This window comes from Pseudooceanicola endophyticus (genome assembly GCF_018760365.1).
GTDB lineage: Bacteria > Pseudomonadota > Alphaproteobacteria > Rhodobacterales > Rhodobacteraceae > Pseudooceanicola > Pseudooceanicola endophyticus.
Genome location: NZ_JAHIAB010000001.1, coordinates 693,233 through 717,982 on the forward strand (window position 1 = coordinate 693,233; position 24,750 = coordinate 717,982).

23 protein-coding genes are annotated in these 24,750 nt (G+C 68.3%); 14 read left to right on the forward strand and 9 right to left on the reverse strand.

The features are described from left to right. Window position 1 precedes the first annotated feature (1 nt). The 5 genes from KM176_RS03370 (at window position 2) to KM176_RS03390 (ending at window position 4,831) form a co-directional block, all read left to right on the forward strand. On the forward strand, window positions 2-832 hold the full coding sequence (locus KM176_RS03370; RefSeq protein WP_160896308.1) for a carbohydrate ABC transporter permease: 831 nt from the start codon (window positions 2-4) through the stop codon (window positions 830-832). A 10-nt stretch (window positions 833-842) separates the two neighbouring features. Beyond that, window positions 843-1,847, forward strand: coding sequence for an ABC transporter ATP-binding protein (locus KM176_RS03375; RefSeq protein ID WP_160896307.1), 1,005 nt, complete (start codon window positions 843-845; stop codon window positions 1,845-1,847). Between the two features lie 58 nt (window positions 1,848-1,905). Beyond that, the gene (locus tag KM176_RS03380) at window positions 1,906-3,372 is read left to right on the forward strand and encodes a mannitol dehydrogenase family protein (RefSeq protein ID WP_160896306.1); all 1,467 of its coding nucleotides are present in this window, start codon (window positions 1,906-1,908) and stop codon (window positions 3,370-3,372) included. 255 nt (window positions 3,373-3,627) lie between these two features. Beyond that, window positions 3,628-4,182, forward strand: coding sequence for a CHAP domain-containing protein (locus KM176_RS03385; RefSeq protein WP_236045140.1), 555 nt, complete (start codon window positions 3,628-3,630; stop codon window positions 4,180-4,182). Window positions 4,183-4,360: 178 nt separating this feature from the next. Continuing rightward, entirely contained in the window at window positions 4,361-4,831 is a 471-nt protein-coding gene (locus KM176_RS03390) for a DMT family transporter (RefSeq protein WP_160896305.1), read from the forward strand. Window positions 4,832-4,835: 4 nt separating this feature from the next. Here the strand turns inward: KM176_RS03390 and KM176_RS03395 are convergent, their stop codons facing one another. The 8 genes from KM176_RS03395 to mnmH all read right to left on the reverse strand — a co-directional run bounded on the left by KM176_RS03395 (window position 4,836) and on the right by mnmH (window position 14,997). Further along, window positions 4,836-5,498 (reverse strand): ABC transporter ATP-binding protein, encoded by a 663-nt coding sequence (locus KM176_RS03395; RefSeq protein ID WP_160896304.1) that lies wholly within the window; start codon window positions 5,496-5,498, stop codon window positions 4,836-4,838. A gap of 3 nt (window positions 5,499-5,501) precedes the next feature. Continuing rightward, window positions 5,502-6,281: an ABC transporter permease gene (locus KM176_RS03400; protein WP_160896303.1), complete on the reverse strand. Its 780-nt coding sequence runs from the start codon at window positions 6,279-6,281 to the stop codon at window positions 5,502-5,504. Further along, on the reverse strand, window positions 6,281-7,495 hold the full coding sequence (locus KM176_RS03405; protein ID WP_160896302.1) for a lipopolysaccharide biosynthesis protein: 1,215 nt from the start codon (window positions 7,493-7,495) through the stop codon (window positions 6,281-6,283). Before KM176_RS03405 ends, KM176_RS03400 begins: the two co-directional genes overlap by 1 nt. Before the next feature lie 6 nt (window positions 7,496-7,501). Further along, window positions 7,502-9,574 carry a capsular polysaccharide biosynthesis protein gene (locus tag KM176_RS03410; RefSeq protein ID WP_160896301.1) on the reverse strand — a complete coding sequence of 691 codons (2,073 nt, stop codon included), beginning with the start codon at window positions 9,572-9,574 and terminating at the stop codon, window positions 7,502-7,504. Between the two features lie 141 nt (window positions 9,575-9,715). After that, window positions 9,716-10,855, reverse strand: coding sequence for a polysaccharide biosynthesis/export family protein (locus KM176_RS03415; protein ID WP_160896300.1), 1,140 nt, complete (start codon window positions 10,853-10,855; stop codon window positions 9,716-9,718). Next, window positions 10,852-12,213 carry a capsular biosynthesis protein gene (locus tag KM176_RS03420; protein ID WP_160896299.1) on the reverse strand — a complete coding sequence of 454 codons (1,362 nt, stop codon included), beginning with the start codon at window positions 12,211-12,213 and terminating at the stop codon, window positions 10,852-10,854. The genes KM176_RS03415 and KM176_RS03420 overlap by 4 nt, the downstream gene beginning before the upstream one ends. Window positions 12,214-12,869: 656 nt before the next feature. After that, window positions 12,870-13,928 (reverse strand): selenide, water dikinase SelD, encoded by a 1,059-nt coding sequence (gene selD / locus KM176_RS03425; RefSeq protein WP_160896298.1) that lies wholly within the window; start codon window positions 13,926-13,928, stop codon window positions 12,870-12,872. After that, window positions 13,921-14,997, reverse strand: coding sequence for a tRNA 2-selenouridine(34) synthase MnmH (gene mnmH / locus KM176_RS03430; RefSeq protein WP_160896297.1), 1,077 nt, complete (start codon window positions 14,995-14,997; stop codon window positions 13,921-13,923). The genes selD and mnmH overlap by 8 nt, the downstream gene beginning before the upstream one ends. 239 nt (window positions 14,998-15,236) lie before the next feature. On the opposite strand from mnmH, the gene KM176_RS03435 reads away from it, so the two are divergent. The 9 genes from KM176_RS03435 (at window position 15,237) to KM176_RS03475 (ending at window position 24,412) form a co-directional block, all read left to right on the forward strand. Further along, window positions 15,237-16,445 (forward strand): D-alanyl-D-alanine carboxypeptidase family protein, encoded by a 1,209-nt coding sequence (locus KM176_RS03435; RefSeq protein WP_160896296.1) that lies wholly within the window; start codon window positions 15,237-15,239, stop codon window positions 16,443-16,445. Further along, entirely contained in the window at window positions 16,442-17,077 is a 636-nt protein-coding gene (gene tmk / locus KM176_RS03440; RefSeq protein ID WP_160896295.1) for a dTMP kinase, read from the forward strand. The genes KM176_RS03435 and tmk overlap by 4 nt, the downstream gene beginning before the upstream one ends. Further along, on the forward strand, window positions 17,074-18,195 hold the full coding sequence (locus KM176_RS03445) for a DNA polymerase III subunit delta' (protein WP_160896294.1): 1,122 nt from the start codon (window positions 17,074-17,076) through the stop codon (window positions 18,193-18,195). The genes tmk and KM176_RS03445 overlap by 4 nt, the downstream gene beginning before the upstream one ends. Before the next feature lie 56 nt (window positions 18,196-18,251). Then, the gene (locus tag KM176_RS03450) at window positions 18,252-19,064 is read left to right on the forward strand and encodes a TatD family hydrolase (protein WP_160896293.1); all 813 of its coding nucleotides are present in this window, start codon (window positions 18,252-18,254) and stop codon (window positions 19,062-19,064) included. Continuing rightward, window positions 19,064-19,861: an MBL fold metallo-hydrolase gene (locus tag KM176_RS03455; protein ID WP_160896292.1), complete on the forward strand. Its 798-nt coding sequence runs from the start codon at window positions 19,064-19,066 to the stop codon at window positions 19,859-19,861. The genes KM176_RS03450 and KM176_RS03455 overlap by 1 nt, the downstream gene beginning before the upstream one ends. 23 nt (window positions 19,862-19,884) lie before the next feature. Further along, a complete protein-coding gene (locus tag KM176_RS03460; RefSeq protein WP_160896291.1) occupies window positions 19,885-20,817 on the forward strand; it encodes an AEC family transporter in 933 nt (310 codons plus the stop codon). A gap of 90 nt (window positions 20,818-20,907) precedes the next feature. Further along, window positions 20,908-22,812, forward strand: a complete 1,905-nt coding sequence (locus KM176_RS03465) for a sulfotransferase (RefSeq protein WP_160896290.1) — start codon at window positions 20,908-20,910, stop codon at window positions 22,810-22,812. A gap of 56 nt (window positions 22,813-22,868) precedes the next feature. Then, on the forward strand, window positions 22,869-23,306 hold the full coding sequence (gene aroQ, locus KM176_RS03470; RefSeq protein ID WP_160896289.1) for a type II 3-dehydroquinate dehydratase: 438 nt from the start codon (window positions 22,869-22,871) through the stop codon (window positions 23,304-23,306). Between the two features lie 491 nt (window positions 23,307-23,797). Next, window positions 23,798-24,412 carry a hypothetical protein gene (locus KM176_RS03475; protein ID WP_160896288.1) on the forward strand — a complete coding sequence of 205 codons (615 nt, stop codon included), beginning with the start codon at window positions 23,798-23,800 and terminating at the stop codon, window positions 24,410-24,412. A gap of 82 nt (window positions 24,413-24,494) precedes the next feature. On the opposite strand, the gene KM176_RS03480 is transcribed toward KM176_RS03475, so the two are convergent. Further along, window positions 24,495-24,740: an accessory factor UbiK family protein gene (locus KM176_RS03480; protein WP_160896287.1), complete on the reverse strand. Its 246-nt coding sequence runs from the start codon at window positions 24,738-24,740 to the stop codon at window positions 24,495-24,497. Between the last annotated feature and the right edge of the window lie 10 nt (window positions 24,741-24,750).

Consider the following 24,750-nt stretch of genomic DNA (forward strand, 5'->3'; position numbering starts at 1 on the left):
CATGGCACGTGCTGTTTCGACCAGACGCAAGGTCTTCACCACCGCCCTCGCCTGGGGGCTGGGGCTGGCGATCTTCTTCCCGATCTTCTGGACCGTCCTGACCTCGTTCAAGACCGAGGCCGAGGCGATCGCCGACCCGCCGCTGTGGGTCAACTTCCACTGGACGCTGGAGAATTACGTCACCGTGCAGGAGCGTTCGGACTATTTCCGGCACTTCTGGAACTCGGTCGTGATCTCGGTCGGATCGACCCTGGTGGGGCTGATCATCGCGGTGCCGGCAGCCTGGGCCATGGCCTTCGTGCCCGGCAAGCGCACCAAGGACGTGCTGATGTGGATGCTCTCGACCAAGATGCTGCCGCCCGTCGGCGTGCTGGTGCCGCTCTACCTGATCTTCCGCAACCTCGGCCTGCTGGACACCAGGACCGGGCTGGTGATCGTGCTGACGCTGATCAACCTGCCGATCATCATCTGGATGCTCTACACCTACTTCAAGGAAATCCCCGTCGACATTCTGGAAGCCGCCCGGATGGACGGCGCCGGCCTGCGCAACGAGATCCTTTACGTGCTGACGCCGATGGCGGTGCCGGGGATCGCCTCCACGCTGCTTCTGAACATCATCCTGGCGTGGAATGAGGCCTTCTGGACCCTCAACCTGACGGCCGCCAAGGCCGCCCCCCTCACGGCCTTCATCGCCAGCTATTCCAGCCCCGAGGGCCTTTTCTACGCCAAGCTCTCGGCCGCCTCGACCATGGCGATCGCGCCGATCCTGATCATGGGCTGGTTCAGCCAGAAACAACTTGTCCGCGGCCTGACCTTCGGCGCGGTGAAATAGGAACGAAACGATGGGACGCATCACACTCGACAAGGTACGCAAGGCCTTCGGCCCCGTGGAAGTCATTCCGCCGCTGGACCTGACCATCGAGGATGGCGAATTCGTCGTCTTCGTCGGCCCCTCGGGCTGCGGGAAATCCACCCTGCTGCGGCTGATCGCCGGGCTGGAGGATGTCTCGGGCGGGGAAATCCGCATCGACCGGGTCGATGCCACCACCCTGCCCCCCGCCAAACGCGGCCTCGCCATGGTGTTCCAGAGCTACGCGCTCTATCCGCACATGTCGGTGCGCAAGAACATCGCCTTCCCGATGAAGATGGCGGGCGTGCCGAAGGACGAACAGGACCGCCGGATCGAGGCCGCCGCGAAGGCGCTGAACCTGACGGACTATCTGGACCGGCGTCCGGGGCAGCTTTCGGGCGGGCAGCGCCAGCGGGTCGCCATCGGGCGGGCCATCGTGCGCGAACCCTCGGCCTTCCTCTTCGACGAGCCGCTCTCGAATCTCGATGCCGCGCTCAGGGTCGGGATGCGGCTGGAAATCTCGGAGCTGCACGCGCGGCTGAAGACCACGATGGTCTACGTGACCCACGATCAGGTGGAGGCCATGACCATGGCCGACAAGATCGTCGTGCTGCGCGCCGGACGCATCGAACAGGTCGGCGCCCCGCTGGAGCTGTACCAGAGCCCGCGCAACACCTTCGTCGCGGGGTTCATCGGCTCTCCGAAGATGAACCTGATCGAGGGGCCCGAGGCCGCGCGCCACGACGCCCACACCATCGGCGTGCGCCCCGAACACATCGCCGTCTCGACCGAGGGCGGCCAGTGGCAGGGCCGCGTCGGGGTCAGCGAGCACCTGGGCTCGGACACCTTCCTGCATGTCCACGACACCGGGCTGGCCGAGGCGCTGACCGTGCGCGTCGGCGGCGAGGTCGCGCTGCACCAGGGCGATACCGTCTGGCTGAGCCCCGAGGCCGACAAGATCCACCGCTTCGACGCCGACGGGCTGCGGATCGGCTGACACCCCCCGGGGGCGGCCCGCCGCCCCCTTCCCGGAACCGCTTTACGGTAGATTTCTGATGAAACTGTCCAACGCCACCCTCAAGGATCTGCCCGACGGGATCGAGGGCCCGTCCTATGACCGGGCCGCGCTGAGCGCCGGCATCGTGCATATCGGGCTGGGCAACTTCCACCGCGCGCACCAGTCCTGGTACCTGCACCGGCTGATGCAGCAGGGCCTGGCCCATGACTGGGCGATCCTGGGCGCGGGCGTGCGCCCCTACGACGCCGCCATGCGCGACCGTCTGGCCGCCCAGGACTACATGACCACCCTGATCGAGCTGGACCCCGAGGGCAGCCGCGCCGAGGTCGTGGGATCGATGATCGGCTACCTGCCCATCGAGGACGGCAATGCCCCCCTGATCGCCGCCATGGCCGATCCGGCGATCCGCATCGTCGCGCTGACGGTGACCGAGGGCGGCTATTACATCGACCCGGTGACCAAGGGCTTCCACGCCGATCACCCCGACATGGTGCATGACGCGGCCCATCCCGACAGCCCCCGCACCGCCTTCGGGGCGATGATCGCGGCGCTTAAGATCCGCCGCGACGCCGGCACCGGCCCCTTCACCGGGCAAAGCTGCGACAACCTTCAGGGCAACGGCGCGATCCTGCGCCAGACGCTGGTGTCGCTGGCGCGCCTGTCGGACCCTGAGCTTGCCGACTGGATCGACAGGCACTGCACCTTCCCCAATTCGATGGTCGACTGCATCGTCCCCGCCACCGGCCCGAAGGAACTGGAGCTGGTGCGGACCTTCGGGATCGAGGACGCCGCCCCCGTCACCCACGAGAACTTTCGCCAATGGGTGATCGAGGACACTTTCTGCGCCGGTCGCCCCGACTGGGACCGCGCCGGGGCCACTTTCTCGGACGACGTGCATGCCTACGAGACGATGAAGATCCGCATCCTCAACGGTGGCCACCAGGTGATCGCCGATGTCGGAGAGGTGCTGTCGGTCGAAACCATCTCGGGCTGCATGGCGCATCCGCTGATCGGCCCCTTCTTCGAGAAGGTCGAACGAGAGGAGATCCTGCCCCATGTCCACGCCGTTCCGGGCTTTACCCCCGAACAGTACCTGGAGCTGATCCGCACCCGCTTCTCGAACCCGAAGATCGTCGACACGACGCGGCGGGTGGCTTTCGATGGCTCCTCCCGGCACCCGGGCTTCATCCTGCCATCGGTGCGCGAGGGGCTGAAGGCGGGCCTGCCGGTCGAGGGGCTGGCGCTGGTTTCGGCGGCCTGGGCGCGCTACTGCACCGGCACCCGCGAGGACGGCAGCACGGTCGCGCGGAACGATCCGTTCTGGGCCGACCTCCAGCCGCGCGCCGTCGCGGCGGCGGACAATCCGCAGCTCTGGCTGGAGAACCGGGTGCTTTACGGCGAGCTGGCCGACACCCCCGGATTCGCCGAGCCCTTCGCGCGCTGGATGAAGATCCTCACCGCCGGCGGCACCGAGGCCGCGCTGCGCAGCTACCTGGGCGTCTGAGCCCCTCCTCCAACGCCGCAAAAATGATCATTTTACGGGCCGTCCCGCGCCGCCGCCCGGGACGGCCCGAAGCTTTTTTGCCCCGATACGTGCATGTTCACATTCGGTTCCGCATGTCACCCGGCGGGAACCGGCAAGTTTCCTCCGATCACGAAAATGAACGCTTTGTTTCGCGGCAGTGATCGGGTCATGGTGCCCTCGGACCTCGTGGGGAACATTGCGGGGCCGGGACAGTGGGAAATATCGAGGGAATTCATGAGCGTGAAAAGCGCCCACGCGCGCCGGTTCGGCCTGCCGGCAGCCTGTGCTATGTTGTTGCTGACGGCCGCATGCACCACTCCGCACAATACCACCCAGGACATTCCGAGCATTGATCAGGACCGCAAGGCCCTGGCCTTCGCCGAGGTCAAGGACCTGCAGACGCGCGGCCAGCGCGTCTGGTGCGTGCCCTTCGCGCGCAACATCAGCGGCATCGACATCTACGGCGACGCCCGGACCTGGTGGAACCAGGCCAAGGCCGCGCTGTTCCCGCAGGACAACAAGCCCCAGATCGGGGCGGTGATGACCTTCAAGCCCACGAAGCGCATGCCCCTGGGGCACGTGGCGGTGGTCTCCAAGGTCGTCTCCGATCGCGAGATCCTCGTGGACCATGCCAACTGGCACAAGAACAGGATCTCCATGAACATGCGCGTCGTGGACGTGTCGAAGAAGAACGACTGGTCCGCCGTGCGTCTGGAAAGCAACCCCGGCACGCTTGGTTCGGTCTACCCGGTCGAAGGCTTCATCCTGCCCCAGCAGGCCGACAGCTAAGCCCCCCTTCCCCACATGTGCCCCGGCAGCCCGTCCCGGCTGCCGGGCCTGTTCCTTCGCGGCCCCTGCCGCGGCGTTCCCCCGGGCCGCAAGGGCGCTGATGCGGGCGCGCGCTCTGGCCCCTCCCGGCGTTCCCTGACAGCGTGCCGCCACGCCCAGATGCCCGGAGATCCGCCCGATGAACCTCTTCTACCTCGTGATGGCGCTTTGCGCCGGGTCCATGCTGTCGGTGCAGGCGGCGGTCAACAGTCGCCTCGGCGCGGGCCTGGGCGGGCAGCCCCTGGTCGCGGCCTTCGTCAGCTTCGCGGTCGGCACGGTCTTCCTGGGCGTGGTGGCCCTGCTGAAGGCCGACTGGCAGCCGGTGGCCTCGGGGCTGGGGCAGCAGGGCTGGTGGCGCTTTACCGGCGGCGTGCTGGGGGCCTGCTTCCTGTTCACCTCGGTCTTCCTTGCGCCCAGGCTGGGCGTGACCAACGCGATGTTCCTGTTCATCATCGGCCAGCTGTGCGCCGGGATGCTGATCGACGGGCTGGGGCTGATCCAGATGCCGGTGCGCCCGCTGCACTGGTGGAAATTCGCGGGCCTGGCGATCATGCTCGGGGGGCTGGTGCTGTTCACCTTCGGGGACCGCTTCTTCCGGTCCTGGAACTGAGGCCTCAGAAGCCTTCGCGCAGGGTGCGGCGGTAATCCTCGATCAGCGCCTCGACATCCTCGTAGAAGCGGATGCCCTGACGGGTCAGGAACAGCCCGCAGTTGCAGTAGTTGCGGATCTCGTTGACCGAGTGCGAGATCATCACGATGTTGCTGCGCTTCAGCTTCTCGGTGAAGACCTTCTTCGACTTGATGCGAAAGTTCTCATCCCCCACGGCGGTGATCTCGTCGATCAGGTAGGTGTCGAAGTCGATCGCCATGGAGACCCCGAAGGCCAGCCGGGCCTTCATGCCGCTGGAATAGGTGCGCACCGGCAGCCGGATCGAGGGGCCGATCTCGGCGAAATCCCTGACGAAATCCAGCACCTCCTCGGTGTCGGCGCCGTAGATGCGGGCCAGGAAGCGGACGTTCTCGATCCCGGTCATGGTGCCGTTGAAGCCGCCGGAAAAGCCCAGCGGCCAGCTGACCCGGGTCGAGCGGTAGATGCGCCCGCTGTCGGGGGGCTCGGTGCCCGCAAGCATCCGCATCAGGGTCGACTTGCCGGCGCCGTTATGGCCCATGATCGCCACGTTGCGGTCATCGGGGAAGGTAAAGTTCAGATCCTCGATGAGGTTCTTGCGCACGCCCTTCTGGGTGTAGCCCTTGCAGACATCGACCAGCTCGATCATGGCTCAGGTCCGTTTCTTGCGGGTCAGGCGTTCGCCGCCCAGCCCCAGCAGGGTCAGCCCGATGGCAATCCCCAGAGGATACCAGGCATCGAAGATCCGGCTGTCGTAATTCGGATAGTAGCCCATGCGGAACCACTCCACGAGGTGCAGGATCGGGTTCCACCACAGCACCGCCTGGGCCTCGGGGGGCAGCAGCGAGGGCACGTAGAACACGCCCGAGATGAACATCAAAGGCCGGGTCAGGATCTTCTCGATATGGCGCCAGCTTTCCCACTGCGACAGGATGACGGCATTCACCGTGCCAAAGCCGAAGCCGAGGAACCCGGTCACCAGCACCGCCTCGATCACCTTGTCGGGAAAGGCCGGGGCCTGGGCCAGTCCGAACAGCACCAGCCCGCCGAAGAACAGCAGCATGATCAGGATGTAGGTGGCGGTGATCAGGATGGTGCGGGCGAACAGCGTGTCCGTCACCTTGATCACCGGATAGGTCAGCAGCGCCTTGTTGGCATCCATCGCCCCGATCAGCCCGTTCGAAAGCTTGTTGAAGTACTCCAGCGTCAGCACCCCGGTGGCGAAGAACAGCGCGAAGCTGTTGCCGAAGGGCGGGCTGCGCCCGACAAGCGAGAAGATCGTCACCAGCACCGCGACGCTGGCCGCGGGCGTGATGATGGCCCAGAGATAGCCGATCTGCGACGACCCGAAGGTCGCGCGGGTCTCGCGCAGGACCAGGGCGCCGATCACGCGGACCTGTAGCGCCAGAAGCTGCCGGGTGCTGATCGCCATCAGGTCAGGTGATCCCGCACCGCGTAGACGATCAGCGTGCCGATGCCCCAGAGCGCGCCCAGCACCGACAGGATCAGCAGCACGCTGAGCGCCCGGCGCGGATACATGGCCTGCTGCGCCACCATCGGCTGGCTGTAGACGGCCAGATAGCGCTGCTGGCGGTCGGCATCCATCCGCGCCTGCTCAAGCGAGCTGAGCGCGGAGGCATAGCTTTTCTCGGCGAAGGTCTTGTCGACCTCCAGCGTCTCGTATTCCGACAGCAGGTCCGACATCTTCTTGCCGTCCGGATCATCCGAGATGCCGCCCGAGTAGTTGTCGATCTGCTGCTGGATCGAATCCTCCTGCCGCTTCAGCGCCTGCATCGAGGGGGCATTGGCATCCACGTTGCCCTCCAGCGCCGAGATCCGCGCGCGGATGTCCACCAGCTTGGACTGGAGCGAGCCCAGCAGCTCGATGTCGAGCTGGGCGCTGGCCGCCGGGTTGATGGAGCGCTCCTTCTCGCGGAAGGCACGCATCTGGGTCATCGACTCGCGCAGGCGATCCTCGGAACGCGACAGCTCGCCCTGGGCGAAGCGCAGCGCGTCCTGGCGGGCACTTTCCGACAGGTCGTTCACCAGGTCCTTCACATGCACAAGGATCGCCTTGGCGATGCGGTCCGCATCCCCGGGACTGAAGGCCTGGACCTCGAAGGTGATCATGCTGGAGGTGTTGTCGAAGGTGGTGCTGATCCGTCCGTCCCAGTACTGCACCACGTCCTCGATCGGCGCATCGGGATGCAGCCGCGACAGCGGATCGACCCCCTTGCCCTGGTAAAGCGCGGTCAGGTCCACGTCCTTTTCCAGAAGTTCCACCAGATCGCGGCTCTTGAGGTAGTGCAGGATGATGTAGCTGTCGGAGGTGGTAGAGCCCGCGCTGGCCAGCCCGGTCAGCGCCCCCAGCCCGTCCATCGACACGCCGCCGTCGATGCTGCGCACCGAGAAGCCGGCGGTCGAGACATAGCGGTCGGAGGCCACGAAGGCGTAATAGGCAGAGCCGATCAGCCCCGGGATCAGCACGCAGATCACGAAGGAGGCGGCCAGGTACATGCGCCGCCGCGCCTGCGGGCGGCGGGCGGATTTCTTGCCGGATCCCGGGGTCTTGGTCAGCTCGACCACGGTCGGGGCCGGCTTGGCCTCCTTCGGATCGGATTTGGGGGTTTCCTTGCTGTCAGCCATGGGATGTCACCCGTTCTTTTTCAGGCCAGAGGCGACCCAGAGCTGGAGGATGCGGCGCTTGCCGCGGCGCAGGAGGCCGGGACGCGACGGTCCCGCCTGCTTCCAGGCGACAAGCTCCTCGATGGCGCGCTCGGGGGTTGTGAAGTGTCCGCTCGTGCGGCTGATGTAGCGGGGATAGGTGATCAAGGCAACGGCGACCAGCTCCTCCAGCGTGCCGGGGCGGGTGCGGCGGGGATTGGGCAGCATGTCGGTGGTCAGCCCCCAGCCGGAATAGAAGGGCTGGCCGTAGCAGGTCACCGGCACGCCGCGCAGCAGCGCCTCGAACCCGATGAGGGAGGTCATCGTGTGCACCTCGTCCACCTGCCCCAGAAGCGAGACCGGATCGGCCTCGGTAAGCACCTCGTCGCAGTACTGTGCGGCCTCGCCCTCGCCCGCGCCCTGACGGCGCAGGCCGGCAACCACGTCGGGATGCGGCTTGTAAAGGATATGCGCGCCCGGATTGGCGGCCCGCACCGCGCGCAGCAGCGCGATGTTGCCGCGCACCCCCGGCGCGCCGTATTTCAGCGAGGCATCGGCCTCCACCTGGCCGGGCACCAGGATCACCTTCAACAGCCCGCCGGGGCGGCGCCAGGGCGCGGCGCGCAGGTTGTACTTGGTCACCCCCGCCGCAACGATGCTGGCGCGCAGCGCCTGCGCCCGGGGCAGCAGCGCCGGGTCGGGGCCCGCCTGCATCAGCTCTTCCAGCCGCGAGGGGCGCGTGCTGTCATAGTAGATCCCGCGATCATCCACGACCCAGGACAGCGGTCGCACCAGATCCGCCCCCAGCCCCGAAGAGCGCAGGAAGCCGTCCTCAAGCCGCAGGATCTTCACGTCCCGGGGCAGGCCCGGCGGCGTCTCGTTCCCCCAGAGCGCCAGAGTCGCACCCGCCGGCACCGCCTCGGGATCGCGCAGGAAGATCACCCGGGAGCCCTGAAGGAAATCGCGCAGCACCTCGCGCTTCCAGGGAGAGAAGCCGAGCGCATGGATCTCTTCGGGGAAGGCGCCGCGCAGGGCGCGCTGCAGCCCCATGCGGGCCACGGCGGCCTCGGGTGTGCTGCGGGCGCCGCGTTCGGGATCGACATAGGCCGGGTAGCCGATCAGCGTCGCGTGCACCAGCTGGGCCAGCGTCGCGCCTGCGGCACGGCGCGCGGGGGCCGGACGGGCATCCTCGGTCAGGCCCCAGCCGGCGTAGAAGGGCATCCCGAAGCACCGCACACGACTGCCGTGCAGCAGCGCCTCGAACCCCACCTGGGAGGTCACGGTGTAGACCACCTCGGCGCCGCGCAGCAGCCGCACCGGATGACAGGGCGTGCCAATGATGTGCAGGCGCGGGTGCGCCGCCAGCGCCTCCAGGTCGAAATGGCCGCTCCGCGCCCGGGTGAAGACATCGGGATGCACCTTCAGCAGCACCTCGGCCTCCGGGTTCTCTTCCAGGGCGGCCTCCAGCATCCGGGTGAAATCTGCGGGCTCTGCCCCGCCCCGGGGGATCGACAGATCGCCGGCCACCTGGTCCAGCACCAGCACGTAGCGCGGCGGCAGGTCGCCGGCATGATCGCGGCTGCCGTTGTATTTCGACACGCCCGCGCGGCGCCAGTCCAGCGCCAGTGCCATGGCACGGGCCTGGGCCTCGGGCGTCAGGGGCGCGCCGATCAGCGCCTCAAGCCGCGAGGGGGCGTGGCAGTCGTAGTAGATGCCCAGGTCATCCAGCACCAGCGAGACCGGCGCCTCCTCGCGTCCGAGCGAGCGCAGGAAGCCGTCCTCGACCACGATGCCGCGGGCGCCGCGTGCCTGCGCGACCGCCCGGGCCCGCCGCCCCGAGGCGCGCTGCCCCCAGCCGTAGATCTCGCGCGGGCGGCCGGGCCAGAGCCGCGACTGCACCTGAGGCGCCTCTCCTAGCACCGCCGCCAGCGCCGGCGTCCGGCACAACTCGACCGAAGTGGCAGTGACCTGCGGGGCCGGGCCGCCCAGGCGCCCCGCCATCGAGGCGCACCAGTAGCCGACGCCGCCCAGGCGCCGCAGCAAGAGCGCGCGCGGGATCATCGGGCCGCCTCCGCCGCCGTCTGCTCCGGACAGGTGCCGGGAAATTCCATGGGCCGGTCTCCTTCGTCCCGGGGTTCGGCCAGCGCCACGGCGCCGGCCCTCCGGAGGCCCCGCCACGCGCGATGGCGGGGCGGGACGGGATCAGTTCAGGTCGTTGACGTCGCTGACGGTGCTGACGAAGGGCGACAGGATGATCTGCATGAACTTGCGCAGCTCGGCCGCCGGTGCGTTGGCCACGTAGATCATGTCCTGGTCCTGCATCGCGAAGTTGCCGGCCAGGAAGAAGGCCTGCGGAGAGCGGAAATCGACCTGGTAGATCGTCGGCACCCCGGCCTTGGGCCAGCTTTGCGGCAGCGACACGCCGGCGGCCCGCAGCCGTTCGGGGCTTTCGTAGCGGAACAGGAAGACGCCGCCGGCATCGGCCAGGGAATCGTTCAGGCCGCCGGCCTGCGCCAGCCCCTGCGCCAGGGTGACATGCTGGGTCTTCAGCTGGTTCAGGCTTTGCTGGCGCACCGCGCCGAAGGCCATAAAGCTGCGCGGACGGCTGGTCACCTGGACCACGTCGCCGGGATGCATCCAGACGTTGTTGGAAGCCCGCTCCACCACCGATTCCAGCCGGATATCGGCGGTCCGCCCGGCGCGCAGCAGCGTCAGCTCGGTGTCGTAGGCGGGCTGTGCGGGGCCGCCGGCCAGGGCCACCGCGTCCAGCAGCCTCATGCCGTTCTCGGGCACATCGAAACGTCCCGAATGATTGACGTCGCCCTCGACCGACAGCTCCCGGCCGATCTTGCCGGTCAGCTCGACCTGGACCTGGGGTTCCACCGCCTTGCCCTGAAGCCCATCGGCAATCGCCCGGCGGGCATCCTCGACCGAGCGCCCCTCGACCTGGATCTGGCCGACATAGGGGAAGAAGATCGTGCCATCGGTGCCGACCGTGGTCTGCAACGCCGTGCTCTTCTGTTCGGAGGTCGAGAACAGCCCGTCCGGAGAGCTTTCCCAGACCGCGATCGAAAGCTGGTCGCCCACCCCGATGATCCGCCCCGAGCGCGACGGCGCATTGCTGCGGAAGGCCTGGGGAATGATCTGCGGGGCCGGCTCGCCCAGCTGGTCGGCCAGCGCCGGGGTCAGCTTGACCACGGCGAATTCACGCGCCAGCGCATCGGCATTGTCGGAATTGGTCAGGGCCACATCGACGGTACTGGGACCGGTCCCGGGCAGAGAGGCACAGCCTGCCACGGACAGGACGATGCAGAGCGCTTGCAGCGCCGGTAGTGACTTCATGTACCGACCTTCCGCGGCATTTGGTATTCTGCCGCGGCACGGGCCGCGGGCTTTTCGTAATCCATTGTAGGCCGCAGAACCGGCATGTCGATCCTCGGACCGTCATTCAGCACGCGGGCGACGCTGGAACAGGCGGTTTCGATGCCGGCCCGGCTGTAGAAATCGCCCGGCACCAGCGCCTCGGTCTTCAGCCAGGCCAGGAAGGTGCGGCGCAGCTCGGGGCGGGCAACATGGCCGCCGCTCCACCAGTCGTCGAAATCGGGCTGGCCCTGGGCACAGGTCGCCAGCGCCGGATGGGCGTAGATCGCCTTGCCCAGCACCATCAGGCGGCAGCCGTGGCTGATCGCCGACAGGCCGGAGGTCGAGTTGATCGTGATCATCCCGGCGCTGTGCCGCGCCAGCAGCCCCAGCGATCCGGTGTCGATCACGTCCACCCGGTCGGCGACGCCGCAGGCGGCGGCGGTATCCAGGATCAGCGGCGTCAGGGAATTGTGACCGCGCTCCATCGGGTGGGTCTTGAAGACCAGCCGGGTGCCTGCGGGCGCGCGCCGCGCGAAGGAGGGGATCAGCTCGGCGATCAGACGGGCCGAGTTCCAGCCGCAGGCGGCAGTGCCCATGTTGCTGTCGGCGGCGACCTGAAGCGGGACGATGTAGTAGCGCCCGTCGTGATGCTCCAGCAGGCGTTCGATCCGGCGGAAATCGCGTTCGCCGTTGAAGATCCGGCGGGTCGCGTTGCGCGTCCAGTATAGGATCTCCATCAGCAGGGTCATGCGGCGATGGTAGAGTTCGCGCTGAGGGCCGATCCCGAACAGGCCCCGGGCGGTATAGTAGAAGCCGCCAAGCCAGCACATGCGGTTGAAATTGGCGCCATTCACGTCGGGCTTGGGCACCTGGGGCACGAAATCGGCGGGCGGCAGGCGCCCGGCCAGAGGCGAGGCGGCGTTGTTGCCGCCCTCCTCCACCGTGACATAGCCCGGGCGGATGTAGCCCTCTTCCAGCGCCAGCACGCGCACGCCCAGCTTTTTGCAGACCTCGCGCGCGATGCGATGCGCCGGACGGTCGGAGCCGAAGAGGATCAGCGTCTCGAACCGGCCATCGGCCAGCAGCGCCTCAAGCCATTTCTGCCATTCCATCTTGCCGCCGAAAAAGCGGATCACCCGCTTGCGCGGCGCAAACAGCAGATCGCCCGCGTTGAAGCAGACGCGCCAGGTCTCGTGTCCCTGGGCTTCGAGAGACGCCTGAAGTTGACGGAAAAAGGGGCCAACCGGCCCCTGGAGCAACAGCACCCGCCCGCCCTTGGGCAAAGCCTGTACCAGGCCTCCGGAGGCGTTATCCTTAAGCACACGTTCCTGCGTCACCACACCGACTTCCCGTTACTCACTTGCCCGTACCGGGACGAAATGCCGCCCCCGTGGTCAAAACTGAGGTAGATAAATGGCGCGATGTTTCCAAGAAAACCAGCCAGCCAGGCCTGAACCTCGGCGAGTCGCCGCCGGGCGCGGGTCTCATTCTCTCTTCGCACGGATGCGCTGCTCTACCTGTTTCGCCTCGTTACGCCCGCAAGTTGCATTAACACCTACGGTTGGGCCCCCTTTTCCCTACACGCTCTGCGATCCTTGGGGCAAGCCTGACACTCGCCACAGGATCAGGCACGGCTGACCCAGGGTCCGCCGGACCTCCGCGCGCCGGAAAAACCCCGCCTGCCCGCATACGGGGCACAACAGTTTGAGATCGCGCCACTTCTGAAAATATGTATGCCAAATCCAGCACATAGCGGGCGCCCTTCCAGCTGGAAAACGGCTGGGGCCCGGCCTTTGTGCTGTGGCAAAAAAGCCCCTTCGGCAGTGTTCCCGTGCCACTTTGACGGGCATTCAGGGGCTCGAAACGGGCCCGTTTCGGCCCTCTGTCGGGGGTCGGCGGGCGGGGTATCACGCCCGCCGCACCGCATGTTTCGGATTGTTTCACCCAATCGGCGAAATTCCCGCAAGGGTTGTGGCGGGAAATCACCGGCGGATCAACACACCCCCACGCCCTGCCCCACCGACACCCGACCGATCTGCGCCGCCGCCGCGAAACCATGGCTGCGGAACAGCGCCAGCACGGCCTCGGCGGCCTCGGGCGCGCAGGAGACCAGCAGCCCGCCACTGGTCTGCGGATCGCACAGCAGAGCCCGGTCGATGGCGTCCAGCCCGTCGCCCAGCGTGACCTCGGCGCCGTAGCTGGCCCAGTTGCGCCCCGAGGCGCCGGTGATGTGGCCGGCCTCTGCCAGGGCGCGGACTTCGTCCAGCAGCGGCACGGCGGACCAATCGATCTCGATCCCCAGACCCGAGCCGCGCGCCACTTCCAGCGCGTGGCCGGCAAGGCCGAAGCCGGTGACATCGGTGATCGCATGGACTCCGTCCAGCTGCGCCAGTGCCGGCCCCGGGGTGTTCAGCCGGGTCATCGTCTCGATCATCGTGTCGTAGAGGGCGGGCGCCAGCAACTCTTTCTTCAGCGCGGCGGAATAGATGCCGACGCCAAGCGGCTTGCCCAGGATCAGCACGTCGCCGGCCTGCGCCTGGTCGTTCTGCTTCATCCGCTTCGGATCGACGATGCCGATGGCCACCAGGCCGTAGATCGGCTCGACCGAGTCGATGGTATGGCCGCCCGCAACGGGAATGCCCGCCCCCGCCGCCGCCTTGGCGCCGCCTTCCAGGATCTTTCCGATGGTCTCGGGCGCCAGCACGTTGACCGGCATCCCCACGACCGCCAGGGCAAACAGCGGCGTGCCCCCCATCGCGTAGACATCCGAAATGGCGTTGGTGGCGGCGATGCGGCCGAAATGTTCGGGATCATCGACGATGGGCATGAAGAAGTCGGTGGTGGCGACGATCGCCTGATCGTCCGAGATCTTGTAGACCGCCGCATCGTCGGAACTGCCGATGCCCACCAGCAACTCGGGCGGGACCGGCAGGGCCTTCGTGCCCTGCAACAGCCCCGACAGCACGCCGGGCGCGATCTTGCAGCCGCAGCCGCCGCCATGGCTGAGCGAGGTCAGGCGGGGTTCGAGCGGGGTTTTCGGGCTTTCAGTCATAGCGGGGTCCTTCCGGCAGGGTCAGGGTCGTCAGTGTTTCGGCCAGCCGTTCGGCCAGCCCCGGCAGGGCGGCCTCGGCCAGGCTGGGGGCCTCCAGCGGCGTGATGGACACCGGGTCCATCCGCGCGCGGTGGCGGGTGTAGGTTGGATCGTAGCGCAGCTCCATCAGGCTGCGGGCCAGCGCGCGCATGTCGCCGGCATCGGCCTGGGCATGCCAGGCCGCGATCTGATCGGCCGAGAGGTAGCGGCGCAGGGCGTCGATGGTGTCGTGCAGGCGGCCCATGTCGGCGCTGACGTCGGCATAGGCGCGGGTCAGGTAGTCGGCGCGTTCCTCCAGCGGGGCGATCACCTCGATCCGGGGGGCGTCGCGCATCGCCTTCCAGAGCGCGGGCGGGATGCGGCAATTGCCGACCTTGGCGCTTTCGGCCTCGACCAGCACGGGCCGGGTCGGATCGAGCGCCTGCACCTGCATCGCCAGCGCGGTCTCGAAGCCGCGCTGCTGCGGCTGGGCGCCCATCGCCCCGAACAGCGAACCACGGTGATTGGCCAGCCCCTCAAGATCCAGCACCTGCACGCCCAGATCCGGCAGCCGCTTCAGCAGATCGGTCTTCGCGGATCCGGTATTGCCATCCAGCAGCACCACCGGCGCCGGGAAAGGTTGTTCGTACAGCGCATCGACCACCAGGCCGCGAAACCGCTTGTAGCCGCCCTCGACCCGTTCGACCCGCCAGCCGATCATCTTCAGGATCACCTCGAAGGAGCCCGAGCGCTGGCCGCCGCGCCAGCAGTAGACCAGGGGTTTCCAGCCGCCGTCGCGATCCGCAAGCGGCCCCTCCAGGTGACGCGCGGCATTGCGCGACACCAGCGCCGCGCCCAGCTTGCGCGCGGTAAAGGGAGAGACCTGCTTGTAGAGCGTGCCGACGCGGGCGTGCTCCTCTCCGTCGAGGACGGGCAGGTTGATGGCGCCGGGCAGGTGATCCTCGGCGAATTCCGCGGGGGTCCGGACGTCGATGATGTCATCGAAGTCGTGGCCGGCCAGCTGGGACAGGGATGTGAGCGTGAACGTCATGCCCCGCAGATACCGCATTCCAGGCGCTGCGGGAAGCGCCCCCGACGGACTAGAACAGGGCCGGCCGCATCCCGGTTCCGCCGCGCAAGCTCGCGCAGACGCGATCTTTGGGGCCGCATCAGGGCTGGCTCTCCGGGGCGCTTCTCGGTTATCACGGAGTTGAGATTAAGAGGCCGGTCCCGGCGCGGAACAGGCGCCGCCCGGCCCCCATGCCGATGCCGAGCAGGAGTGATTGCCCCATGCCGAAGCCCTTCAAGTCCCTGCGCCTCTTTGCGGCCGTCACCCTGGGCGCGCTGCTGTCGATGACGGCCATTCCGGCGCAGGCCTTCGATACCTCTGCACGGGCCGCCTATATCTTCGACGTGACGACGCACACGGTGCTGCTGGCCAAGAACGCCGACGAACCGCTGCCGCCGGCCTCCATGTCCAAGCTGATGACGCTCTACATCGCCTTCGAGGCGATCAAGTCCGGCCAGCTCAGCATGGACGAGGAACTGCCGGTGTCGCAGCACGCGATGGATTACGGCGGCTCCACCATGTTCCTGGACACCACCGACCACGTGAAGGTGAAGGACCTGCTGCAGGGCATCATCGTGCTGTCGGGCAATGACGCCTGCGCCGTGATCGCCGAGGCGCTGTCGCCCGATGGCACGGAGGCGGGCTTTGCCCGGCTGATGACCAAGCGGGCGCAGGAACTGGGCATGACCCATTCGCATTTCGCCAATTCGAACGGCTGGCCGGATCCGCAACAGCGCATGTCGGTGCATGACCTGGCGATCCTGGCGACCCACATCATCCAGGATTTCCCGGAATACTATCCGTTCTTCGCCGAGCAGACCTACAAGTTCGACGGTCGCGCGCCGCAGAACATCCACAACCGCAACCCGCTTCTGGCCATGGGCATCGGCGCGGACGGCATGAAGACCGGCCACACCCAGGAAGCCGGCTACGGGCTGGTGGGCTCGGCCAAGCAGGACGGGCGCCGCATCGTCTTTGTGGTCTCGGGCCTCGACAGCGTGCAGGCGCGGGCCGAGGAAAGCCGCTCGATCGTCAACTGGGCGTTCCGGCAGTTCTCCGAAGGGACCCTCGTGAAGGCCGGCGAGACGGTGACCACCGCCGCCGTGCACGAGGGCAGCGTGCCCAGCGTCAAGCTGACCGTTGCCAATGACCTGACGACGCTGATCCCGGTGCTTCAGGGCGGCGACATCAACGCCGAGGCCGTCTACAACGAGCCGCTCTCCGCGCCGATCGCCAAGGGCCAGGAAATCGGCAAGCTGATCCTGCGCCCCGAAGGCCTGCCCGAGAAATCCGTGCCTCTGGTCGCCGCCGAGGCCGTGCCCTCGGGCGGGTTCACCGCCAAGATCAAGAGCGCCGCGACCTACCTGCTGCGCCGTGTCAGCGAAGGCCAGAAGGACGCCGCCACCCCGGCCCCGGAGGCCACTTCTTGAGCACCGGACAGGGCCTGTTCCTTTCCTTCGAAGGCATTGACGGATCGGGGAAGTCCACCCAGGCGCGCCGCCTGGCAGAGGCCCTGCGCGCCCAGGGCCTTGAGGTCGTGCTGACGCGCGAACCCGGCGGCTCTCCCGGTGCCGAGGAGATCCGCGCCCTGGTGCTGAACGGCGATCCGGACCGCTGGTCGGCGGAAACCGAGATCCTGCTGTTCACCGCCGCCCGCCGCGACCATCTGGAACGCACGATCCGCCCCGCCCTGGCGCGCGGCGCCGTGGTGATTTGCGACCGTTTCGCCGACAGCACCCGGGTCTATCAGGGGATTTCCCGCGGCGATCTGCGCGCCACGGTGGACAGCCTGCACGCGCTGATGATCGGGCGCGAACCCGACATCACCCTGCTGATCGACATGGACCCCGAAGAGGGCCTGTCGCGCGCGCTTGGCCGCGCCGGCACCGACACCCGCTTCGAAGGGTTCGGCAGCGACCTCCAGAAGGCGATGCGCAAGGGGTTCCTCGATCTGGCCGCCGCGCATGAGCGCTTCCGAGTCATCGACGGCAAGGGCGATATCGACACCGTTTTCACCCGGCTCTCGGCCGCGCTGCCGGAATTCTTCAAGGCCCCGGCATGAGCGACGCACAGCCCGAACCCGATCGCGTCGAAGGCGCGCCTCATCCCCGTGACACCGCCCGCCTGATCGGCCAGCAGGCCGCCGAGGCCGAGTTCCTTGAGGCCTTCAACACCGGGCGGCTGCACCACGGCTGGATGATCACCGGGCCGCGCGGGTCCGGCAAGGCGACGCTGGCCTGGTCCATCGCGCGATTCCTGCTGACCACCCCCGCCCCCGAGGACGGCCCCTCGCTGTTCGGCGAAGCCCCGAAGCCCGACAGCCTGCACGTGAACCCCGATCACCCGGTGGTGCACCGCATGGCCGCGGGCGCGGAACCGGGGCTGTTCGTGCTGCGGCGCGGGCTGAACGAGAAGACCGGCAAGCTGAAGACCCAGATCACCGTGGACGAGGCGCGCCGCCTGAAGGGCTTTTTCACGCTGTCGGCCACCGATGGCGGGCGCCGGGTCGTCATCGTCGATGCCACGGACGAGATGAACCCCTCGGCCGCCAATGCCCTGCTGAAGCTGCTGGAGGAACCGCCCGCGCGCACCACGCTGCTGCTGGTCACCCATCAGCCCTCGGGTCTGCTGCCGACGATCCGCTCGCGCTGCCGGGTGCTGCGCCTCGCGCCGCTGTCGCCGCAGGACCTGGGCGAAGCGCTGGAGCAGGCAGGCGTGGTCACCGATGCCCCCGATGAACTGGCGGCCCTGGCCGGCGGTTCGGTGGGCGCGGCGGTGCGTCTGGCGAACCTCGACGGGCTGGCGCTGTACGGTGAATGGATCCGGCTGCTGGGCACGCTGCCGAACCTTGACCGGGGCCGCGCCATGGCGCTGTCGGAAGCTGCCGCCACCCGTGGCGCCGAGGAACGCCGCGACCTGCTGGTGAGTCTCCTGGATCTGGCATTGGCGCGCATGGCGCGCGCGGGCGCCACCGGCCAGCCCCCCTTCCCCCAGGCCGCCCCCCATGAGGCCGAAATTTTCGCCCGCCTCGCCCCCGATCCGCACCGAGCGCGTCATTGGGCAGCACAGGCGCAGGAGATCGGGCAAAGGCTGCGTCATGGTCTGGCGGTCAACCTTGACCCTGCCGCGCTCATCCTAGATACGATCTTCAAGTTACAGAAAGCCGCTGGCTCCGCCTGACCTCCGGGATGTGCCCGGGGGTGGAGGACGGGGCGCGGCTGCAAGGCAGGCCCCGCATGACGAACACGCCCACGATCACCGACAGCCACTGCCATCTCGACTTTCCCGATTTCGAAGGCCAGATCGACCAGATTGTTGCCCGCGCCGCAGAGGCCGGCGTGACGCGCATGGTCTCCATCTGCTCGCGGCTGCGCAACGAAGCCAATGTCCGCGCCATCGCCGAAGCCCATGACCCGGTGTTCTACGCCGTCGCCACCCACCCGATGTCGGTGGCAGATGAGCCCATGGCCACCGTGGACCAGCTGGTGGCCTTCGCGAAACATCCCAAGATGGTCGGCATCGGCGAGACCGGGCTGGATTACCACTACACCGCCGAAAGCGCCGAGAAGCAGCAGGAAAGCCTGCGCATCCACTGCGCCGCCGCCCATGAAACCGGCCTGCCGCTGATCATCCACGCCCGCGCCGCGGATGAGGACATGGCCCGCATCCTGGCGGAAGAACACAGGAACGGCGCCTTCGGCTGTGTGCTGCACTGCTTCAGCTCTTCGGCGGAACTGGGCCGCGCGGCGCTGGATCTGGGCTTCTACCTGTCGATGTCGGGCATCACGACCTTCAAGAAAAGCCAGGAGCTGCGCGACATCTTCGCCACCGCCCCGGTCGATCGCATCCTGGTCGAGACCGACAGCCCCTACCTGGCCCCCGTGCCCCATCGCGGCAAGACCAACGAACCCGCCTACACCGCCCTGACCGCCAAGGTCGGCGCCGAGGTCTTCGGCATGGACTATGCCGCCTTCGCCGCCCAGACCCAGGCCAATTTCGACCGCCTCTTCGCCAAGGCCGCGGCCTGGACACCGGAGGTCGCCGCCTGATGGCCATGCTGCGTTTCACCATCCTCGGCTGCGGCTCTTCCGGAGGCGTGCCCAGGATCGGCGGCCACTGGGGCGCCTGCGACCCCGAGAACCCGAAGAACACCCGGCGCCGCTGCTCTCTCTTGATCGAGCAGGAAGGACCCGGCGGCTGGACCCGCGTGCTGATCGACACCTCTCCGGACATGCGGATGCAGCTGATCGACGCCGGGGTCGGCGAACTGGACGGGGTGGTCTTCACCCATGCCCATGCCGACCACGTGCACGGCATCGACGACCTGCGCCAGGTGGTCTTCAACATGGATGCCCGGGTGCCGGTCTGGGCCGATGCCCATACCGCGAAAGAGCTTGAGCACCGCTTCCACTACGTCTTCACCACGCCCGAAGGATCGCCCTACCCGCCGATCCTGGAGATGCGCCGGATCGAGGGCGCCGTGACGGTCACCGGCAAGGGCGGCCCGGTCACGCTGCTGCCCTTCCGGGTCAATCACGGCTCCATCGACGCGCTCGGTTTCCGGATCCGCGACCTGGCCTATCTGCCGGACGTGCTGAAACTGTCCGACGAGGCCTGGGAGGTCTGCGCGGGCCTGGATTGCTGGATCCTCGACTGCCTGCGGCGCAAGCCCCACCCCAGCCATTCGCACCTGGCGCAATCGCTGGCGTGGATCGAACGCGCCGCGCCCGAGCGCGCCGTGCTGACCAACCTGCATATCGACCTGGATTATGCCGAGCTCGACGCGGAAACGCCCGATCACATCGTACCGGCCTATGACGGGATGCAGATCACCTACGAGATCTGAACCCGCCTTTCGGGGAACCGCCCATGAGCGCTCTTTTCAATATCATCCTGCCGGTCTTCCTGCTGATCGGCGCCGGGTACGCCTGCACGCGCTCCGGTTTCATCAAGCTTTCGGCGGTGGAAGGGGCGCTGACCTTCGCCCAGAACGTCGCCCTGCCCTGCCTGCTGTTCCGCGCCATCTCGACCTTCGATCTGGGCGCGGAATTCCACCTGCCGCTGCTGGCCAGCTTCTACATCGCCGCCATCGCCTGCTTCGGCCTGGGGATCGCGGGGGCCAGGCTGCTGGGCCGGGCGCCCGAGGATTCGGTGATCATCGGCTTCTGCTGCCTGTTCTCGAACTCCATGATGCTGGGGGTGCCGATCACCGAACGCGCCTTCGGCACCGATGCGCTGGCCGGCAACTTCGCCATCATCGCGATCCATTCACCGGTCTGCTACACGCTGGGCATCGTCGCGATGGAGGTCACCCGGGCCGGGGGATCGGGCCTGGATGCCTGGCCGCTGGCGCGCCGCATCCTGAAGCAGATTTTCACCAACCCGCTGGTGATCGCACTGATCCTGGGCTTCGTGGTCAACCTCTCGGGGCTTTCGGTGCCGCTGCCGCTGGGCGATGCGCTCGACATGCTGGGGCGCGCGGCGCTGCCGACGGCGCTGTTTGCCGTGGGCGGCGTGCTGGTGCAGTACAAGCTGGAGGGCGACTGGCGCCTGATCGGCATGATCTGCCTGATCGCGCTGGCGGTGCATCCGGCGCTGACCTGGCTGATGGGCAAGGGCTTTGGCCTCGATGATGCGGGCTTCCGCTCTGCCGTGCTGACGGCGGCGACGGCGCCGGGGGTCAACACCTATGTCTTCGCCAACCTCTACGGGGTGGGCAAGCGTTCGGCGGCCTCCTCGCTGCTGATCGCCACCGGGGTCTGCCTCTTCACCATCTGGTTCTGGCTGGCCGTCATCCCCTGAGCCGCGGCGCTGCACGCAATCTTTACGCCCCCCGGGGCAGAAATCGGGTAGACGACCGTCACGCCCCGTCCCGGGGCCGGAGAGCCGAAGATGAGCGCCAAGGCCCCGCCCCGTCCCGCCCTGCCCGAAGCCGCGCTGGCGCGCGCGCGCACCGCCTTCGAAGCCGGGCGGATCTCTCTCTGCTGGCAGGAGATCGCGCCGCTGCTGGCACAGGACACCCCGCCCGAGGTCGCGCGGGCGCTGGAATACCTGCAACTGGGCTGCGCGCTGTATCACATCGGCGATCTGGAGGCGGCGCGCGCCCTGAACGCCCGCCTGCCGGTCGCGCAATGGACGACCATGCGCTACCGGCTGTCGCTGCGACTGCGCGATCCCGCCATGGCGAAGCGGCTGCGGGGCGCGCCCGGGCTTTCGCCGCGCGACCGGGACGATTTCCGCACCTCGGCGGGGCTCTACTGCCTCTGGCACAAGCGGCCCCGGGCCGGCCTGCCCCTGTATGCGGCGCGCCACAACGCGGTGCATTTCCCCAAGCTGCTGCCCGCCGGCGTGGCCCACCAGCCGCTGGGCGCCCCGCAGGACGACACCGACCTGATCGTGCTGGAGCAGGGTCTGGGCGACGTGCTGTTCCATCTGGCCCATATCCGCGCCTGCGGCGGCCATGAGGGATCGACCTTCACCGGCCTGCCGAAATACGGCGCGCTGGTGCGCCGCTACTTCCCGAAGGCGCGCTTCCTGGCGGCGGGCGACCTGCCCGAAGGCCCCCGCCCCGGCCATCTGGCCGGCGATTTCATCGCCCGCAGCTTTGCCCGCACCGGCCGGATCGCCCCCGGGGGGACGCTGGACAGCCCGCTGCGGCGGGGCGTCGACGCGCCGGTCTTCGGGCTGTGCTGGCGCGGCGGCTCGGGGCAGAACCGGCGCGAGGAACGCCATATCCCGCTGGGCCATCTGCTGGACCTGCTGCCGCCCGACATGCGGATCCTGGCGCTGCAATTCGACATCACCGAGGCCGAGCGCGCCCGCCTTCAGGCCGATCCCCGCGCCGCCGTGCCGCTGGCCGACCTGACCCGCAACCCGACCGAGGTGATCGACATGATCCGCCCGCTCGCCGGCGTGATCTCGGTCGACAGCGCGAACTGGCACATGGCCGGCTTTTCGGGCGTGCCGCTGCTGGCGATCCTGAACCCCACCGCGCACTGGTACTGGGGCCCGCAGGAGGATGCGGCCAGCGTCTTCCCCTCTGCCACCACGCTGCGCAAGGCCGATCTGTCAGCCCCCGCCATCGCCCGCTGGGCGGAAACGGCAGAGGCCCGGTGGCAGGCCCGCCCTCTGGCCGCCCGCCCGGAAATGCCCCCGCACCAGAGGCCGCTTTTCGTCTGCGGCCTGCCGCGCTCTGGCACCTCGCTGGTGATGCGGGTGCTGGTTTCCCAGGGGCTCTGGACCGGAGAGACCATTGCCGGCAATGCCGACAACCCCGAGGGGTATCAGGAGAACCGCCGCATCCGCGAACGTCACCTGAAGCCCTTCCTCCAGGCCATCGGGGCCGATCCGCGCGGTGTCGATCCGCTGCCGCGCCCCGACACTCTGCCGCCCTTCCCGGGCCTCACGCGGCGCCTGCTGTCGAGCCTGCGCGAGGAAGGCCATGCCGGCCAGCCCTGGGGCTACAAGGACCCGAAGCTGACACTGCTCTGGCCGGCCTTCGCCCGCGCCTTCCCCGGCGCGCGCTGGCTGGTGGTGCGGCGCGGGCGCACGGCGGTGAAAACCTCGCTGTCGCGGGCCGGGTTCATGCAGATGCATTCCTCCAGCCCCGACTATTGGGACGCCTTCTGCGCCGCCTACGAGCGGCGGCTGGACGCGCTGGAAGCCTCGGGAGAGACGGTGTTTTCGCTGCAGGCCGAGGCGCTGATGGCGGGCGATGTCTCGGGCTTGGCGCCGGTCTGCACGGCCCTGGGGCTGCCTTTCGATGCGCAGGCCGCCCGCGCCGCGCTGCGCCGCTGAAGCCTCTGGTCTCCGTCCCGCTTCCTGCTAGAGATCGGGCATCAGAGGAGACAGACATGGCCCATATCCAGATCATCAACGGCCCCAACCTGAACCTGCTGGGCAAGCGCCAGCCCGAGATCTACGGGGCCGAGACCCTGGCCGATGTCGAGGCGAATTGCGCCGCCCTGGCGCAGGAGCTGGGGCTGGAGGTGTCGTTCTTCCAGTCCAACCACGAGGGCGCGATCATCGAATGCATCCATGCCGCGCGTGAAAATGCGCAGGGCATCGTGATCAACCCCGCCGCCTATACCCATACCTCGGTGGCGATCCTCGATGCGCTGAACGCCTTCGACGGCGCGGTGATCGAGGTGCATATCTCCAACGTCCACAAGCGCGAGAGCTTCCGCCACCATTCCTACGTCTCGGGGCGGGCGGATGCGGTGATCGCGGGGCTGGGGACCGAGGGCTACCAGGCGGCGCTGCGCCGGATGGTCACGCTGACCGCCGGCTGAGCATTTCCCGGGCAGGTGCCGGAAGTTTGATCGCCCTGCCCGGGGGGCAGGCAGGCCAGCCCCGGCGCCCGCGTTGACAGGCCGGGGCCCGGCGCCTCCCATGCCGCCATGACGGGGCCTGTCACGGACAGGTGCGGCCCGGCTCCGCTCCGCGGCGGGCCCGGACGCAGCTCCGCCAGATCCCGCGGCCGGTCGCAAGGCTCCGGCCGCCGGTCAGCGCGCCGTTCCACCGGGGCGGTGCCATGTCCCCTTCCGTGGTGCCGTTCCGGCTGCGGTCTCTCCCGGGACGGCGCGCTGGTCAGGGTTCCCCGCCGCTCGGCGAAACCGAACGCGCAGGCCCTCCGCCGGGGCTCCGCCCTTCGCGGCCATCGGGGCCGCGGCGGGCGGCGCGGCCTCGACGGCCGCGGTGCCTGCCCCCCGGGGATTTCCCTGCCCCGCGCTTCACGCTACCGTGACGCGGGGCCGCTGAAGCCGGCCCCCAAGGAGGCCCCATGTCCCGCATCCTCGTGCTCTGTGCCGCCATCCTGGCCCTTGGCGCCTGCACCATCGTGAATTCCAACGTCACCGGCAGCTCGGCCATTCCCGCCGACCTCAGCCCCCGGACCGTCTTCATCCAGCCCGGCGCCGAAACCGACCCCGCCGATCCCCGCTGGCCCGTCTTCGCCGGCAAGCTGGCCGGTGCCCTCGCCGAGAAGGACTTCGCCTTCGTCACCGAGCGCAGCGCGGCCCGCCTGACCGCCCGCCTCGGCTACAGGATCGGCCCCGGCGAAAAAGTGACCGAGCGTGTGGAGGTGCCCGAATACGGCACCATCGGCTTCGACCGGGTGACCGGCAAGGACGGCAAGACCCGCCGGGTGCCGATCCGCGGCCTGATCGGCTACCGAATCGAATACCGCACCAGGATCCTCTATGCCCGCGAAGTGACCCTCGAGATGACCGACACCACCACCGGCAAGCAGGTCTTCACGGGCCGGGCCACCAGCCGCGATCAGTGCGGCGACCTCGCCCCGGTGATCGGGCCGATGATCGCGTCGATCCTGAAGGATTTTCCCAGGGCCCGGAACGGCCTGGTGGTGCGCGCCGACAAGCAGGTCTGCGCGTGGTAGCCCCCGCCACCCCCCCCCGAAACCCCACAAAAAAAGGGCGCCCGCCGTCGGACGCCCCTCAAAGCTGCCGCAGGCCGCAGCCTCAGGCCTTCTTGGCTTCCAGCGCCTCGATCCGCGCCAGCAGGGCCGCGTTTTCCTCGCGGGCCTTCTGGGCCATCAGGCGCACCGCGTCGAATTCCTCGCGGGTGACGAAATCGCGCTCGGCCATCCAGCGGTCGATCATCGAGCTGAAGGCGGTCTCGGCCTCGGCCTTGGCGCCCTGGGCAACGCCCATGGCATTGGTCATGAGCTGCGACATGTCGTCGAAGAACTTGTTTCTCGTCTGCATCTGGCCGCCT

What these genes read in the sequence shown, in the direction of transcription:
- KM176_RS03370 (WP_160896308.1), top strand. Translation starts at nt 2, where the DNA reads ATGGCACGTGCTGTTTCGACCAGACGCAAGGTCTTCACCACCGCCCTC.
- KM176_RS03375 (WP_160896307.1), top strand. Translation starts at nt 843, where the DNA reads ATGGGACGCATCACACTCGACAAGGTACGCAAGGCCTTCGGCCCCGTG.
- KM176_RS03380 (WP_160896306.1), top strand. Translation starts at nt 1,906, where the DNA reads ATGAAACTGTCCAACGCCACCCTCAAGGATCTGCCCGACGGGATCGAG.
- KM176_RS03385 (WP_236045140.1), top strand. Translation starts at nt 3,628, where the DNA reads ATGAGCGTGAAAAGCGCCCACGCGCGCCGGTTCGGCCTGCCGGCAGCC.
- KM176_RS03390 (WP_160896305.1), top strand. Translation starts at nt 4,361, where the DNA reads ATGAACCTCTTCTACCTCGTGATGGCGCTTTGCGCCGGGTCCATGCTG.
- KM176_RS03395 (WP_160896304.1), bottom strand. Translation starts at nt 5,498, where the DNA reads ATGATCGAGCTGGTCGATGTCTGCAAGGGCTACACCCAGAAGGGCGTG.
- KM176_RS03400 (WP_160896303.1), bottom strand. Translation starts at nt 6,281, where the DNA reads ATGGCGATCAGCACCCGGCAGCTTCTGGCGCTACAGGTCCGCGTGATC.
- KM176_RS03405 (WP_160896302.1), bottom strand. Translation starts at nt 7,495, where the DNA reads ATGGCTGACAGCAAGGAAACCCCCAAATCCGATCCGAAGGAGGCCAAG.
- KM176_RS03410 (WP_160896301.1), bottom strand. Translation starts at nt 9,574, where the DNA reads ATGATCCCGCGCGCGCTCTTGCTGCGGCGCCTGGGCGGCGTCGGCTAC.
- KM176_RS03415 (WP_160896300.1), bottom strand. Translation starts at nt 10,855, where the DNA reads ATGAAGTCACTACCGGCGCTGCAAGCGCTCTGCATCGTCCTGTCCGTG.
- selD (WP_160896298.1), bottom strand. Translation starts at nt 13,928, where the DNA reads ATGACTGAAAGCCCGAAAACCCCGCTCGAACCCCGCCTGACCTCGCTC.
- mnmH (WP_160896297.1), bottom strand. Translation starts at nt 14,997, where the DNA reads ATGACGTTCACGCTCACATCCCTGTCCCAGCTGGCCGGCCACGACTTC.
- KM176_RS03435 (WP_160896296.1), top strand. Translation starts at nt 15,237, where the DNA reads ATGCCGAAGCCCTTCAAGTCCCTGCGCCTCTTTGCGGCCGTCACCCTG.
- KM176_RS03445 (WP_160896294.1), top strand. Translation starts at nt 17,074, where the DNA reads ATGAGCGACGCACAGCCCGAACCCGATCGCGTCGAAGGCGCGCCTCAT.
- KM176_RS03450 (WP_160896293.1), top strand. Translation starts at nt 18,252, where the DNA reads ATGACGAACACGCCCACGATCACCGACAGCCACTGCCATCTCGACTTT.
- KM176_RS03455 (WP_160896292.1), top strand. Translation starts at nt 19,064, where the DNA reads ATGGCCATGCTGCGTTTCACCATCCTCGGCTGCGGCTCTTCCGGAGGC.
- KM176_RS03460 (WP_160896291.1), top strand. Translation starts at nt 19,885, where the DNA reads ATGAGCGCTCTTTTCAATATCATCCTGCCGGTCTTCCTGCTGATCGGC.
- KM176_RS03465 (WP_160896290.1), top strand. Translation starts at nt 20,908, where the DNA reads ATGAGCGCCAAGGCCCCGCCCCGTCCCGCCCTGCCCGAAGCCGCGCTG.
- aroQ (WP_160896289.1), top strand. Translation starts at nt 22,869, where the DNA reads ATGGCCCATATCCAGATCATCAACGGCCCCAACCTGAACCTGCTGGGC.
- KM176_RS03475 (WP_160896288.1), top strand. Translation starts at nt 23,798, where the DNA reads ATGTCCCGCATCCTCGTGCTCTGTGCCGCCATCCTGGCCCTTGGCGCC.
- KM176_RS03480 (WP_160896287.1), bottom strand. Translation starts at nt 24,740, where the DNA reads ATGCAGACGAGAAACAAGTTCTTCGACGACATGTCGCAGCTCATGACC.